At 72.9% G+C, this 15787-nt stretch carries 7 protein-coding genes and 1 pseudogene; 4 read left to right on the forward strand and 4 right to left on the reverse strand.

The window, feature by feature from the left end:
- Positions 1 to 40 precede the first annotated feature (40 nt).
- Positions 41 to 2908 (reverse strand): AAA family ATPase, encoded by a 2868-nt coding sequence (locus tag ACFVH5_RS40280; protein ID WP_385838651.1) that lies wholly within the window; start codon positions 2906 to 2908, stop codon positions 41 to 43.
- 154 nt (positions 2909 to 3062) lie between these two features.
- Positions 3063 to 3989, reverse strand: a complete 927-nt coding sequence (locus tag ACFVH5_RS40285; RefSeq protein WP_385838652.1) for a response regulator transcription factor — start codon at positions 3987 to 3989, stop codon at positions 3063 to 3065.
- A gap of 113 nt (positions 3990 to 4102) precedes the next feature.
- Between ACFVH5_RS40285 and ACFVH5_RS40290 the strand changes: the two genes are divergently transcribed.
- The 3 genes from ACFVH5_RS40290 (at position 4103) to ACFVH5_RS40300 (ending at position 11000) form a co-directional block, all read left to right on the forward strand.
- Positions 4103 to 5839: an AMP-binding protein gene (locus ACFVH5_RS40290; protein WP_385838653.1), complete on the forward strand. Its 1737-nt coding sequence runs from the start codon at positions 4103 to 4105 to the stop codon at positions 5837 to 5839.
- A gap of 32 nt (positions 5840 to 5871) precedes the next feature.
- Positions 5872 to 7512, forward strand: a complete 1641-nt coding sequence (locus ACFVH5_RS40295) for an AMP-binding protein (RefSeq protein ID WP_385838656.1) — start codon at positions 5872 to 5874, stop codon at positions 7510 to 7512.
- Positions 7513 to 7937: 425 nt separating this feature from the next.
- Positions 7938 to 11000, forward strand: a complete 3063-nt coding sequence (locus ACFVH5_RS40300; RefSeq protein WP_385838654.1) for an NACHT domain-containing protein — start codon at positions 7938 to 7940, stop codon at positions 10998 to 11000.
- Between the two features lie 43 nt (positions 11001 to 11043).
- Here the strand turns inward: ACFVH5_RS40300 and ACFVH5_RS40305 are convergent, their stop codons facing one another.
- Positions 11044 to 11583, reverse strand: a complete 540-nt coding sequence (locus ACFVH5_RS40305; RefSeq protein WP_385838657.1) for a GNAT family N-acetyltransferase — start codon at positions 11581 to 11583, stop codon at positions 11044 to 11046.
- A 26-nt stretch (positions 11584 to 11609) separates the two neighbouring features.
- Positions 11610 to 12005 (reverse strand): annotated as a pseudogene (locus tag ACFVH5_RS40310) (hypothetical protein); the annotation flags it as partial.
- A 1474-nt stretch (positions 12006 to 13479) separates the two neighbouring features.
- Here ACFVH5_RS40310 and gcl point away from each other — a divergent pair.
- Positions 13480 to 15264, forward strand: a complete 1785-nt coding sequence (gene gcl, locus ACFVH5_RS40315; RefSeq protein WP_385838655.1) for a glyoxylate carboligase — start codon at positions 13480 to 13482, stop codon at positions 15262 to 15264.
- Positions 15265 to 15787: the final 523 nt, after the last annotated feature.

Raw genomic sequence — 15787 nt, forward strand, 5'->3', positions numbered from 1 at the left:
GCTCCCAGAAGCGCGCAACTCGTCGCCAGCGAGGGCGAGTTCACTCGCCCCGGTGCTGCCCCGCGGCCAAGCGCACGATGTCCACCCGGGAGCGGATGCCCAGCTTTCGGTAGACGCGGGTCAGCGTCGCCTCGACCGTCTTCACGCTGATGAACAGACGCGCGGCGATCTCCCGGTTCGTGGCGCCCTCCAGGACCAGCGCCGCGACCTGACGCTCCGTCGAGGCCAGCCGGTCGAGATGCGGCAGCACCGACTCGGGCGCGGCCGGGGCGGAGACACCGGGGGAGGCCGCGGCGGGCGCGGCGTCGGCCGCGGCGACCGCGTCCAGCTGGCGCAGCCACGGCATGGCCCGGCAGCGCCGGAACAGCCGCGCCGCCTCGTCGTACGAGCCCCGCCCCGACTGCTCCGCGCGCAGCCGCGCCAGCGCGAACGCGGCCCGGGCCTCTTCGAGTCCGTAGCCGAGCTGCGCCAGCCGGTCCTGCGCCGACGTCAACTGCTGCACCGCCGCCTCGTGGTGACCGGTCGCGGCCTTCACGAGGGCCTCGGCCCGGTCCAGTACGGCCAGCACGCTCGCCCGCCGCAGCCGTACCGCGTGCTCGCGCGTGGCGGTGATGACGTCCTGCGCCTCCGCCGGTTCGCCGACCAGGACCAGCGCCTCGGCGAGGTCGCCGTGCCAGCGGCCCCGTGCCGGATCGGAGATGCCGAGCCGCTGTTCCGACTCCCGGGCCCGGCGCAGTGAGCGGACCGTGCCGGCCGCGTCCCCGGCCACCAGCTGGGCGTGCCCGAGCGCGCCGAGGGCCCGGGAGAGGTAGATCAGGTCGCCGTCGTCCTCGGCCCGCCGCACGGCGTCCCCGGCCAGGACCAGTGCCCGGTGCACATCGCCGCCCGCGGCCTCGGCGAGCGAGGTGAACATGTTGCCCGCGGCCTCGCCGATCCCGGTGTCCCGGGCGAGCCGCAGACTCTCGTGGGCGAGGTCGAGGGCCCGGCCGCAGTGCCCGGAGCGCAGTTCGGTCTCGGCGAGCCCGCGCAGGAAGTGCACCTCGCTCTCGACGATGCCGCGTCGGCGCACCTCGCCGAGCAGCCGGGTGATCGAGACCCGGGCGTCCGTGAGCTGGTCGCTCATGATCAGCCAGCGGAAGCGGGTGGCGCCGGCGCCGTTGTGATCGACGGCCACGCGCAGGTCCTGTGGTTCCGCGAGGGCCTTCTCCAGGGTCACCGGGGCCGCGGGGTGCCCCATCAGGGTCTCCATCTGGGCCTGGAAGGAGAGGGCCAGCAGTTCGGTGCTGCGGTCGCCCGCGGTGGCGGCGAGCCGCGCCGCGCGGGCGGCCTCCTCACGGCCCTTGCCCATGGCGCCCTCCACGAGGAGCGCCCGCCACGCCAGTTGGTAGCGGACCAGTGCCAGCAGCCGCGGGTCCTCGCCCGCGTCCGCGAGGGCCTGCGGGAACACGGCCTCGACGTCGGCCATCGCCTGCCCGGCCGAGTCGATCACGACCATCCAGGCGCGGACCCGGACGGCCGGGTCCGTCGCGCGTTCCAGGACGTCGCGGGCCACCTCGCGGGCCAGGTCGATCTCGCCGGAGGTCAGCGCGTCCTCGGCGGAGCGCAGCCGCCGCTCGTCCGCGCCGACCGGGCTGTCGGCCGGGGTGTGCCGGGCGGCGAGCAGCCCGAGCTGGGCCGCCACCGAGGGCGCGCCGCGGTCCCGGGCGAGGGCTGCCGCCTCGGAGAGCCGTTCGGCGACCTGCTCGTCGGTGCCGGTGGTGGCCAGCGCGAGATGCCGGGCCCGTTCGATCGGCTCGGAGGCGGCCGTCGACAGCGCGGCATGGGCGGCCCGCCGGTCCTGGGGTGCGGCCTGGGCGTACAGCGCGGCCGAGACGAGGGGGTGCGCGAACCGCACCGCGCCCTCCTGCCCGTCCGGGCCGTGGCCGTCCGGGCCCTGGGCTGCCACCAGTCCGAGGGAGGCGGCCAGGGCGATCTCGGCCTCCGCGTCCGGGCGGCCCGCGGACTCCAGCAGCGACTGGGTGGGGCGGGCTCCCGCGCTCGCCACCAGGAGCGTCTGCCGGGCCTCGGCGGACAGCAGTTCCAGACGGCTGAGTACGAGGGCGCGCAGGGAGGTCGGCACGGGCAGCGGCTCGCCGGGCCGGGGCGGCGTGGGGCTCTCGGCGAGGGCGCGGCCGATCTCCAGCGCGAACAGGGGGTTGCCGCCGCTGGTGTGGTGGATGTCCCGCAGGGTCGAGCGGCGCAGCCCGTTGTGGCCTCGGGCGGTCAGCAGCTCGGAGACCTGCGGCCGGGACAGCGGGGACAGCCGCAGGGCCAGCGTCTCCGGCGGATACGCGCGTAGATACGGGTCATGCTCCTGCTCTTTGGGTTCCGTTCCGGTACGCACCGCGCCGAGCATCCGCACCGGCATACCGCCGAGGCGCCGGGCGGCGAACGCGAGCAGTTCGGCGCTGGGCGCGTCCAGCCACTGCAGATCGTCGGCGACGAGGAGGACGGGCCCCCTGGCCGCGAGTGCGCGCAGCACCGAGAGGACGGCGAGCCGCAGCGCCAGGCCGTCCTGGTGCAGGGACGATTCCGCACGCCCGGTGAGGGCCGCTTCGAGTGCGGCCTGCTGCGGGGCGGGCAGCGCGTCCGCGACCTCGTCGGCGACCAGGCCGAGTAGATCGACCAGTGCCAGGAACGGGAGATGCGATTCGGACTCGGTCGCGGAACAACGCAACACAGTCCGGGCTGATTCGGCGTATTCCGCAGTGATTGCCCGCAGGACGGTCGACTTTCCTATTCCGGGCGGACCGTGCAAGAGGAGGCTGCCCCCTCGGGAGAGCTGGCCACGTGCTCGTACGAGCAGCTCCTCCCGCCCGATGACCTGGTCGGAACGGGGTCTGACAGGCTCTTCGAAATCCCGTCGCACGCGCACCGCTCCCCTCAAGTCGTGTCCGGAACAATATTATGCAAAGAGGCCCTGAATTTCGGGCGGTTCCACCGTGAGGGAAATAACAGAGATTCGGTATACGGGATTTCATGGCACCCGCACATGTATGAAACACGCGGAGTGGTACGGACCTTCATGGCAGCAGCCCCGCCCGCCGAGCCGCCACCACGGCCTCCAGCCGCGTATGGGCCCCCAGCTTGCGCATCGCCGACCGCAGATACGCCTTCACCGTCTCCGCGCGCAGCCCGAGCCGCTCTCCGGCCCCCGCGTTGGTCCTGCCGACGGCCACACAGCTGAGAACGTCCAGCTCACGCGGGGTGAGCCGGATCTGCCCCGCCGACCGGAGCGATCCCGCAGGCCGGAGCGATCCCGGCGACTGCGCCGCTCCGGCCGACCGCGCCGGTCCCGGGGAGGCCGCCAGCGTCTCGCAGACCGACAGCAGCTCGGCCCGCAGCGCCGGGTCCATGACGCGCGGGGCCAGCGCGCGCAGCGCACCGTGCGCCTCCCGGAGCCGCTCCCAGGCCATGCCTTCCGCCCCCTGCGCCCCTGAGTGCCTCTCCGACCCTCCGGGTGGCCCCGGTTCCCGGGCCGCCGCCAGCAGGCCGTACGCCTCGTCCCGTACGGCCAGTGACTGCTCCATGTCCCGGGCCGCCTGCACCGCCGCGGACAGCGTGCGGTCGCCCAGGGGCTGGGCCGAGCGCAGGGCGCCGTACAGGACACCGCGCACCCGGCGGCGTACGACGACGGGCACCGCGAGGACGGAGCGCAGCCCCTCCGCGGCGACCGCGACGTCGTACTCGTGGCTGATCCGCCGGGACGAGGAGTAGTCCGTCACCGCGCACGGCCGGACGAGAGCGACCGCCTTGCCGCCCAGACCGTTGCCCGAGGACACCGCGAGCGCGCTCAGAGCGGCCGTCGTGGTGCCGTTCAGCTCGCTGATACGGACCTGCGCGCGGCCCGGTTCGACCAGCCCGCCGAAGGCGACGGCGAGCCCCGTCTCCCGCCGCAGCCGCATCAGCGCGCCGCGCATCTCCACCGTATCGGCGCCGCCAGTTGCCACGTACTCGTCCCTTCACCGTCACGCACCCCCCGTCCGGGGGTAGTGAGACCCGCATCACGGATTACACGATGGGGGAGAGCCGCCCGGCAATGGTCCGGGACCGAGGAGGACAGATGACGACGCCGCCGACGACGCCGGCCCACCCCACGCCCACGGAGAGCTTCCGTGCGGCGCGGGACTTCCTGCTGGCGCACCGCGAGGACTACGGCACGGCCTACGAGGGCTTCTCCTGGCCCCGTCCGGAGTACTTCAACTGGGCGCTCGACTGGTTCGACGTCATCGCGGCCGGCAACTACCGGACCGCGCTGCACATCGTCGAGGAGGACGGCTGCGAGATCGAGCTGTCCTTCGCCGAGCTGTCCATGCGCTCCGACCGGGCCGCGGAATGGCTGCGCGGGCTGGGTGTCCGCGCCGGGGACCGCATCCTGGTCATGCTCGGCAACCAGGCCGAACTGTGGGAGACCGCGCTGGCCGCGATGAAACTGCGGGCCGTGGTCATCCCCGCCACCCCCCTGCTGGGCCCGGCCGACCTGCGCGACCGTGTCGAACGGGGCCAGGTCCGGCACGTCGTCGCGCGCGCCGAGGACACGGCCAAGTTCGACGAGGTGCCCGGCGACTACACACGTATCGCGGTGTCGGCGACAGGCGCGACAGGGGCGGCGGGAGCCGGCGGCGGTGGGCGCGCGGGCTGGCACGCCTACGAGGAGGTCCAGGAGCGCGCCTTCGGGCCCTTCACGCCGGACGGCCCCACCCGGGCCGACGACCCGCTGATGCTCTACTTCACCTCCGGCACCACCGCCCGCCCCAAGCTCGTCGAGCACACCCATGTCTCGTACCCGGTCGGCCACCTCGCGACCATGTACTGGATCGGTCTCCAGCCCGGTGACGTGCATCTGAACATCGCCTCGCCCGGCTGGGCCAAGCACGCCTGGTCGAACCTCTTCGCCCCCTGGAACGCGGAGGCGACCGTCTTCATCCACAACTACACGCGCTTCGACGCGGGCCGGCTGATGGCGGAGATCGAGCGGGTCGGGGTGACGACGTTCTGCGCGCCGCCCACGGTGTGGCGCATGCTCATCCAGGCCGACCTGAGCCGGCTGCGTACGCCCCCGCGCGAGGTCGTCGCCGCCGGTGAACCGCTCAACCCCGAGGTCATCGAGCAGGTGCGCAGGGCCTGGGGCGTCACGATCAGGGACGGTTTCGGGCAGACCGAGACCGCCGTCCAGGTGTCCAACAGCCCGGGTCAGCAGCTGAAGACGGGGTCTATGGGGCGGCCGAGCCCCGGCTACCGCGTCGAACTGCTCGACCCGGTGACGGGCGCTCCGGGCGCGGCGGAGGGCGAGATCGCGCTCGACCTGTCCGCGCGGCCGGTGGGTGTGATGACCGGCTACCACGGCGACCCGGACCGTACGGCCGAGGCGATGGCGGACGGCCACTACCGCACCGGTGACATCGGCTCGCGCGACGCCGACGGCTACATCACGTACGTGGGCCGCAGCGACGACGTCTTCAAGGCCAGCGACTACAAGATCAGTCCCTTCGAGCTGGAGAGCGCGCTCCTGGAGCACGAGGCCGTCGCCGAGGCCGCCGTCGTGCCGGCGCCGGACGACCTGCGGCTCGCCGTCCCGAAGGCGTACATCGTGCCGGCGGAGGGTTGGGAGCCGGGCCCCGACACCGCGAAGGTCCTCTTCGAGCACTCGCGCACGGTCCTCGCGCCGTACAAGCGCATCCGCAGGCTGGAGTTCGGCGAGCTGCCCAAGACCGTCTCCGGGAAGATCCGGCGCATCGAGCTGCGCGAGGCCACGGCGGCGGGTTCCGAGGCCGAGTACCGCGAGGAGGACTTCCGATGACCGACCCGATGAGCGCTCCGACGACCGGCCCGATGAGCGATCGGGTGACCGAACGGACGCGCACAGACCTGTCGTACGCGCACGGGGTGAGCGGCACCGGCCTGCTCGGGGACACGATCGGGGCCGACCTCGACCGGGCGGTGAGCCGTTGGCCGGACCGTGAGGTGCTCGTCGACCTGCCCTCGGGACGGCGCTGGACGTACGCCCGCTTCGCCGCGGACGTCGACCGGCTGGCGTGCGCGCTGCTCGCGAGCGGCATCGCGAAGGGCGACCGGGTGGGCATCTGGGCGGTCAACTGCCCCGAGTGGATGCTCGTCCAGTACGCCACCGCCCGCATCGGCGCGGTCATGGTGAACATCAACCCCGCGTACCGCACCCACGAGGTCGCGTACGTCCTCAAGCAGGCCGGCATCTCACTGCTGTTCGCCTCGCTCAGCCACAAGACGAGCGACTACCGGGCGATGGTCGGCCAAGTGCGCGGCGCGTGCCCGGAGTTGCGGGAGACCGTGTACGTCGGCGACGCGACCTGGGACGCGCTGCTCGACCGTGCCACCCCGGCACTGCACGAGCGACTTCCGCTGCTGGCAGCCGAGTTGTCCTGCGACGACCCGATCAACATCCAGTACACCTCGGGCACGACCGGGTTCCCCAAGGGGGCGACCCTCTCCCACCACAACATCCTCAACAACGGCTATTTCGTGGGTGAGTCGATCGCGTACACCGAGCGGGACCGCATCTGCGTACCGGTGCCGTTCTACCACTGCTTCGGCATGGTCATGGGCAACCTCGCGGCCACCTCGCACGGCGCCTGCATCGTCATTCCGGCGCCCTCCTTCGAGCCCGCGGCGACGCTCCGGGCGGTGCAGGAGGAGTACTGCACCTCGCTGTACGGCGTACCGACGATGTTCATCGCGGAGCTGAACCTGCCGGAGTTCGCGGAGTACGACCTCTCCTCCCTGCGGACCGGCATCATGGCGGGCTCGCCCTGTCCGGTCGAGGTCATGAAACGGGTGGTCTCCGAGATGCACATGGCCGAGGTGTCCATCTGCTACGGCATGACCGAGACCTCGCCCGTGTCCCTCCAGACGCGCCGCGACGACGACCTGGAGCACCGCACCGGCACGGTCGGGCGCGTCCTGCCGCACATCGAGGTCAAGGTGGTCGACCCGGCGACAGGGGTGACGCTGCCGCGTGGCTCCGCGGGCGAGCTGTGCACCCGGGGCTACAGCGTGATGCTCGGCTACTGGGACGAGCCCGAGAAGACGGCCGAGGCCGTGGACGCGGGACGGTGGATGCACACCGGGGACCTGGCGGTGATGCTCGACGACGGATACGTACAGATCGTCGGCCGGATCAAGGACATGATCATCCGGGGCGGCGAGAACATCTACCCGCGCGAGATCGAGGAGTTCCTGTACGCGCACCCGAAGATCGCCGACGTACAGGTGGTCGGGGTGGCGCACGAGCGGTACGGCGAGGAGGTACTGGCCTGCGTCATCCCACGCGACCCCGAGGACCCGCCGACCCTGGCGGAACTGCGCACCTTCTGCGAGAACCGCCTGGCCCACTACAAGGCCCCCACCCGCCTGCGCATCATGAACACCTTCCCGATGACGGTCTCGGGAAAGGTCCGCAAGATCGAACTCCGGGAGCAGTACGCCCCTGAGGACTAGCCCCGTAAGAGCCGCGGGGAACGGCGCGAGCAACCACGAGGCTCCCGCAGGTTCAAGCGCACGCAGCCCCCACCCTGCAAGGGGCGCGGGGAACGGCGCGAGTAACCACGAGGCTCCCGCAGGTTCAAGCGCACGCAGCCCCCACCCTGCAAGGGGCGCGGGGAACGGCGCGAGCAGCTACAGCGAACCCGCACCCGCAACGCCCGCGAGAGCAACACGGCACAGGCCCATGCCCGACGCGTATGCCCCTGACCCCTGCACCGGACGGCGCAACGCACTACTACCCGCCCCCCAATCACCCCCACGCGCTCACTCACACGTGTCTCGAACAGCCAGTTCGCCGCCGCGATGACGACTAGAACGGGTCACTCCGGCGGTCGCGCGACCGCGACGTTCGACGGGGGAGCGGTGAGAGAACGGTGGGGATGCAAGTCGGACTGCACAGTGCGCAGGCGCGCAGACGCATGTGGTTCGCCGTGTGCGCGGTGGCACTCGCGGCACTGGCCGCGATCCTGCGCTTCTGGTGGCAGGACTCCGCCACCGCCGGCGTCCTGCTGACGGCGCTCGGCGCCTTCATGTCGGTCGCGGCACTGATGGCCGACGTACTGCGCGGCGACGCCACCCCGCGCCCCGACGGCGACGGCGCACACCGGCGCCGGGCCGTCGAGGCGCTGGCGGAGGCCGTACGGGAACAGTGGGCCGCCGAGGCGCGGCTGCGGCGCCTCCAGGACCCCGCGCCGCTGGAGGTGGAGTGGTCGCTCGCGGACCGCCGCCTGGCCGACCATCCGTACAACATCCCGCCCGGCCCGGTGCTGCCCCGCCCACGCGCGGCCGGCGGCACCCCGGGCAGCGTGGATCCGGCCGCTCAGGATCCGGCCGCCCCGGAACCGGTCACCGCGCCGCCGGACCGGCGCGTCGTGGTCCTGGGCGAGCCCGGATCGGGCAAGAGCGTGCTGGCCATGCGGTACGTCCTCGACCGCCTCGCGGCCCGCCAGGACGGCGGCCCGGTCCCGGTGATCTTCCCGCTCGCCTCGTGGGACCCCCTGCGCACCCCGCTGCGCGACTGGCTCACGGCCCGGCTCGCCGCCGACTACCGGCCGCTGGCCGCCCAGGCGGACGACCGGCGCACCCTGGCACGCGTCCTGGTCGACACGGGCCTGGTGGCCCCGGTCCTCGACGGCTTCGACGAACTGCCCCGCCCCGCCCGCGCGACCGCCGTACGCCGGATCAACGCCGAACTCGACCCGGGCGCACCGCTGTTGCTGACCAGCCGCGGTGACGCCTGGGCCGCCGCGGTGGACGAGGGCGACGTACTCACCGGGGCCGAGGTGGTGGAACTGCGGCCCCTGGACCTCGTACGGGCCGGGGCGCATCTGGAGCGCTCGGCGCGGCCGTTGGGTGTGACGGCGGACGGCGTTCCGCACACCGTGTGGACGCCGGTACTGCGGAAGCTGGCGGAACGGCCCGACCTGCCGCTGGCCGAGGTGCTCACCACACCGCTGATGGTCGCCCTGGCCCGCACGGTCTACGGCGACACCTCCCGCGACCCCGCACCCCTGCTCGACCCCCGGCGCTTTCCCACGGTGGCGGCGGTGGAGGGGCACCTCCTGGAGGCGTTCGTACCCGCGGCGTTCGCGGACGCAGGGCCGACGGCCGCCGGCGAGGCCACCCGGCGGCTCACCGTGCTGGCCCGGGGGCTGCACCGCCGTGGCACGGGCCGGCTGGCCTGGTGGGAGCTGGAATCGCTGGTCCCGCGGACCCTCGCCCTGTACGCGCCGGGCCTGCTGGCCCTCGCCGTGCTGTCCTTGTTCCTGCTGCCGGTCACCCTGGCCCGCGCGGTCGACGATCTGGCCGGTCTTGAGGACGTGCTGTCCCTGGTCGCCCTGCTCGTCGGCCAGACCCTGGGGTTCGCGTTCGGGGTCCGGTACCTGCTCCCGTCCGGGCGGCGGGGACGACGGGGGACACAGGAGCCGGACCGGGGTTTCCGGCGGCGGCAGGCGCTCATCACCATCGGGGTGAGCGCGCTGATGTGGGCGGGATACGCGTACTTCGACGATCTGCGCTTCGGGTTCCGCTTCGGCGGCGTCACCGACGGCTGGATGCCGGACCTGCTCGGCGGATTCCTGTTCTCGCAGTTGTTCACCCTGTTCCTCGGCATCGCGGGACTCACCCGCCGCCCGACCCCGCTCGGGCTGCCCTGGAGCGGGGTCATGAGCCGGGTGGCGGCCCGGCTGGGCGGGGCCGTGCTGGCGGCGGCCGGAACCGTCACGGCGGGCGTGGCCCTGCTGGGCCGGGAGGGCAACCCGTGGACCGTACTGCTCGGCACCACCTGCGCGGGGGCGGGTACCGCCCTGATGGAGAGCGGAACGAGCCGAGGGGGCGGCCAGGACGGGGCGCACACCCCGCGTGCCGGGCGGATCGCCCGCCGGTTCGTGACGGGCGCGGTCCGGGGCACCGCCGTGGCGATGCTGATCGGGGTCGCCTCCTGCACGGCGGGCGGGTTCGCGGCGGTCGGCGTGACCGCGCTCAAGTCCCGTACTGCGGTGGACCTGAAGGACCGGGAGATCGACGGCTGGTACTTCTCCGAACGGGCGGGAGTGCGCAGCGCCGTCACCGAACGGACCCTGCGGGGCGGGCTGCTGCTGCCCGGGGACGGAGCGCGCCCGGTGGCCTTCGCCGGGACGACCCGGCCGCCGAACTGCACGATGCCCCTGCTGCCCCGGCGCCGGTGCGTGGACTTCGTGTCACGGCGGACGGTCTTCGAATCACGGCACGGTGCCGTGGTCGCCCTCATCACCCCGGGCGCCGGCCCCCGCACGACGGCGGTCCATCCCACGAACCTGCGGTCGGTCCTGCCCGGCGCGGGCCGGGACTGGCTGACCCAGGGGCCCGCGGCGGGCGTGGTGACCCGCGACCTGCCCCCGGTCCTGGTCGCGGGCCTGCTGATCGGTGTGGTGGGCGGCTGTGTGTGCGGGGTCTACCGCGCGCTGAGCGTGCCGTCGGACCTGATGCGCGCGGCGAGCCCCGGCCTGTCGCTGCGCACCGACCGGACCGCGTCCCTGACCCGGGGCGGGATGGTGGCCCTGCTCGTGGCCCTCGTCTGCGTGCCCGTCGTGGCGACGCCCGGCGACTGGGGCGGCCTGGTGCACCTGGGTACGCAACTGTGGCTGCCGCTGGGCACGGCGGCGCTGGCCTTGAGCGCCTGGGGCCGCTTCCTCGTCGCGCGCAGCTGGCTGGCGGCGACCGGCCAACTGCCGTGGCGGCTGATGGCGTTCCTGGACGAGGCACACCAACGGGGCGTGCTGCGCCAGTCGGGGGCGGGATTCGAGTTCCGCCACCTGAGGCTCCAGGCACAGCTCGCCACCGGGCCGACGGCGAACGTGGTGGCGGCCCGGTCCCCGGAATCCAGGAGTGTCCCGGACACCCCGGACACCCCCGACACCCCGGACATGGACGAGGGCTTCGACATCCACCACCACACGCCCTAGGCGTACCGCACTCCGGGCGACGACGGGAAGGGTCAGACAGCCCCTAGGCGTGCCGTCCGGGCTGCTCCATCGGCAGGTACATGCACACCCGGGGGCGGCGGTCGAGGCCCTGCTCGGCCTCCCCGGCGAGGACTCTCCGCAGTCCCGGCGTGAGGTCGGCCTCCGGCAGGACACGGAAGCCGAGCCGCTGGTAGTAGGGCGCGTTCCAGGGGACCTCGGAGAAGGTCGTGAGCGTGAGTCCGGTCAGCCCCTGCTCCAGCGCACGCTCGGCGGCGTACGCGATCAGGGTCCGGCCCACGCCCTGGTGCGCGGCGTCCGGGTGGACGGAGACCTGCTCGATGTGGAAGGCGCCGTCCAGGGGCTCACCGATCAGGTACGCGACGAGCCTGCCCGTGGCGTCCTCGGCGACCCAGGCGTGGCCCGCCTTGCGGAAACGCTCCAGGACGTCGAGCGCGAACGGCTCGTCGTCGGCGATCTCCGGCATGCCGAAGATACGGAAGGGCTCGCCCGCGGCACGTTCGATGTCCTGGAGCAGCGGGAGGTCGGCGGAAGTGGCCGCTCTGACGGTCATAGGGTCAAGTATGCGACTGCTTCGCCGAGTTGGTGGGATCACGCGCCGGTCGCGACGAGGTCGTCGGCGAGGCTGTTCGCCGGCTGCGGGGTGCCGGTGAGGTCCAGTACGAACAGGGGGACGCCCAGTGAGTCGGCGCGGGCGCGGGCGTCCTTCTCGTAACCGGCCAGCGAGAAGTAGACGCAGCCGGACGACTCCGTCATCGCCGTCAGCCACAGGCACTCCACGTCCCGCAGGGAGGCCGGGCGCACGGTCGGGTCGACCAGGGCGACCATCCCGCGGGCCGCGAGCCCTATGCCGGAGGGGGGCCGCTGGTCGGCCCGCCGTATGTCCCGGTACCCGAGCCAGCGCAGATACAGCGCGGCGGCGGTCACGGCGTCCCGGGCCGTACGTATGGTCACCGGCTGGAACGCGGGGCGGGGCGCGGGTTCGGCACGGGGGAGGGGGAGCGACACGGCAGCGGGCAGCCGCTGCGCCCGTGACCGCGGCCTCGCCCCCGGCCGGCGGCCTGCCCCTCCGGGGACGGCTTCCGGGGGTACGGCGCTGTCGGGGCCCTGCCCGCCATCGCCACCCGGGTTGCCGGGGTCGACGCCCTCGCCGTCCGGGCTGCCCGGGTCGACGGGGCCGTCCGAGCCGGCTGTGCGGTCCGTGGCGTCCGGGCGGTCCGAGCGGACGGGGTTGTCCGAGCCGATCGGGCTGTCGGGGTCGACGGAACTGTCCGGGGCAGCCTGGCGGTCTGCGCCGCACGCGCCGACAGGGCTGCTCGGGTCGTCCAGGCTGTCCGGGCCGACAGTGCCGTTCGGGGCGTCCGAGCCGATGTGGTGGTGCGAGCGGTCAGGGCGTCCTGGGCCGACGGAGCTGTCCGGGCCAGCCGGGAGGTCTGCGCTGTCCGCGCCGACAGGACTGTTCGGGGCGTCCGAGCCGGTAGAACCGTGCGAGCGGATAGGACTGTCGTGGCCGATGGAGCTGTCCGGGTCGGCCAGACGGTCTGTGCCTGCTGGACCCGCCGGGTTGTCCAAGCCATCCGGACCCGCCGAGCCGGCCGGGCTGCCCGAGCCGGCCGGACCCGCCTGGCTGTCCGAGCCTGTCGGCCCGACCAAGCCCTCCGCCCCCTCGGCGCCGGAGGCGCGTGCCTCGTCGGCGCCCCGCGGACGCGCATCGGTCCCGTCGCGACCTGTCCCGGCCCGCCCGGTCTCGTAGCGCTCGCTCTCGGCGCGCCCGGTCTCAGCGAGGCCGGTCTCCGCGAAGTCCGGCTCGGTGAGGCCGGACTTCGCGCGCCCGGTGTCAGCGAGGTCCGCTTCCGCGCAGCCCGCCGCATCGGGATGGGTGTAGGCGCGGCCCGGCGCGTCGGGGGCGGTGTGGGCGGGGCCCGTGGCGTCCGGGCCGGCGCCGGCCACCGGTACCCGCAGCACCGTCCCGCACGGGCAGCCGAGTTCCGGACGGGGCCACTGGTCCGCGCGGCCGCAGGTTCCGCAGGGGATCGTCACCCAGCCCTCGTCCCAGGTGTGGTGGGTGATGGACTCGGGGGCCGCCCGCGAGTCCAGCGCGGGGGTGACCGGCGCACCGCACGCGCACGGGTACGTCGGCGCCGCATAGACATGCTCGCGCCGACAGGCCGGACACGTCACCGGCACGCTCTCGGCCATGACTCTCTCCAGAACACGTGACACCGAACCACAGGGGAGCTGCACCTCCATCGTCCTCCGGAACCCCGTCCTCCGGCAGGGAATCGATCGGACGCCCCCTGATTCGCCGCGCACGCGACCCCGTCGCGCGCCCTTGACGCCCTCCGGCCTCCCACCTACATTACTTCCAGATAGTAGAAGTTACTTTCCGCAATACGGAATTTGAAGCTCTCCGCGGGGCGCGACGGGAGCCCGAATCCGGCAGCCGAAGCAGGAGTACGCAATGGCCCGTATGACCGCTGCCCGCGCGGCAGTCGAAATCCTCAAGCGCGAGGGCGTCACCAACGCGTTCGGTGTCCCGGGCGCGGCGATCAACCCCTTCTACGCGGCGCTCAAGGCCGCCGGCGGCATCGGCCACACCCTGGCCCGCCATGTCGAGGGCGCCTCCCACATGGCGGAGGGCTACACCCGTACCGCGCCCGGGAACATCGGCGTCTGCGTCGGGACGTCAGGACCGGCCGGCACGGACATGATCACCGGTCTGTACTCCGCGACCGGCGACTCCGTCCCGATCCTGTGCATCACGGGACAGGCCCCGACCGCCGTGATCCACAAGGAGGACTTCCAGGCCGTCGACATCGCGTCGATCGCCAAGCCGGTCGCCAAGATGGCGGTCACCGTGCTGGAGGCGGCCCAGGTCCCGGGCGTCTTCCAGCAGGCCTTCCATCTGATGCGCTCGGCCCGTCCGGGCCCGGTCCTCATCGACCTGCCCATCGACGTCCAGCTCACGGAGATCGAGTTCGACCCGGAGACGTACGAGCCGCTGCCGGTCTACAAGCCCGCCGCGACCCGTGCCCAGGTCGAGAAGGCGATCGCGCTGCTGAACGAGTCCGAGCGGCCGCTGATCGTCGCGGGCGGCGGGATCATCAACGCCGATGCCTCCGAACTCCTCGTCGAGTTCGCCGAGTTGACCGGCGTCCCGGTCGTCCCCACCCTCATGGGCTGGGGCGTCCTCCCCGACGACCACGACCTGAACGCCGGCATGGTCGGCCTCCAGACCTCGCACCGCTACGGCAACGCGACCTTCCTGGAGTCCGACTTCGTCCTCGGTATCGGCAACCGCTGGGCCAACCGCCACACCGGCAAGCTCGACGTCTACACGGCCGGACGGAAGTTCGTGCACGTCGACATCGAGCCCACCCAGATCGGCAAGATCTTCGCCCCGGACTTCGGCATCGCGTCCGACGCGAAGGCCGCTCTGGAGCTGTTCGTGTCGGTGGCACGGGAGTTGAAGGCCGAGGGCGGGCTGCCGGACCGGTCCGGGTGGGCCACGGCCGCCCAGGAGAAGAAGGCGTCCCTCCAGCGGCGTACGCACTTCGACGACATCCCCATCAAGCCGCAGCGCGTCTACGAGGAGATGAACAAGGCCTTCGGCCCGGAGACGCGGTACGTCACCACCATCGGCCTCTCCCAGATCGCCGGCGCGCAGATGCTGCACGTCTACCGTCCCCGGCACTGGATCAACTGCGGTCAGGCCGGCCCCCTCGGCTGGACCGTCCCCGCCGCGCTCGGCGTCGCCAAGGCCGACCCCGGCGCACAGGTGGTCGCGCTCTCCGGCGACTACGACTTCCAGTTCATGATCGAGGAACTGGCCGTCGGGGCCCAGCACCGTATCCCGTACGTCCATGTGCTCGTGAACAACGCCTACTTGGGCCTCATCCGGCAGGCCCAGCGCGGCTTCGACATCGACTTCCAGGTCAACCTGGAGTTCGAGAACATCAACTCGCCCGAGCTGGGCGTGTACGGGGTCGACCACGTGAAGGTCGTCGAGGGGCTCGGCTGCAAGGCGATCCGGGTGACCGACCCGGGCGAGCTGGGCGCAGCCTTGGAGCAGGCGAAGAAGCTGGCCGCCGAGTTCCAGGTGCCGGTGGTCGTCGAGGCGATCCTGGAGCGTGTCACCAACATCTCGATGTCGACGACCAACGACATCGGCAACGTCGTGGAGTTCGAGGAGATCGCGACCGAGCCGGGCCACGCGCCCACGTCCATCAGGGCCCTGAAGGTCTGAACCCTGGACTGAAGGTCCGACCCACTCCGACAAGCTCACCCCTGCGAGCCCACCCCGACAAGCCGAGGCCCCGTCCTGAGTCGTCAGGACGGGGCCTCGCGCCGTGTCCGGTCCCGGCCGCCCCCGCCGCGACCCGAGCCGAACCCGGCGCCCCCGTGCTCTCCCCCGTGTCCCGCCCCGCGCTACTCCCCGAGCGGTGCGTCGCGTGGTGCGACCGTCACCGCGGCAGGCGGCCCGCCTCGCGACAGCGCCGCGAACGGCTCGTGCCGACACCTCGACCGGCTGCCCATGCGTCCCACCCCCGTTCCACGACCAGCCCGCGGTGTACTCCTCAAGGGGGCCCGCCGCCCCCGTGCCGGCGGGCCCCATGTGCTGAGAATGTGCCCAACAGCACGGTGAGTTGAAGCCTCACGGGTCATGTTCAGAGGTTGATTTGAGGGTTCCGTAGCGGCCGTACGCCCACCGCTGTACGCCCCCCGGCGTACCGACGACGATGAGCGCCGAGTACGGGACTCTCCGTACT

The sequence above is a fragment of the Streptomyces sp. NPDC127119 genome, from assembly GCF_042677425.1.
Taxonomy (GTDB): Bacteria; Actinomycetota; Actinomycetes; order Streptomycetales; family Streptomycetaceae; genus Streptomyces.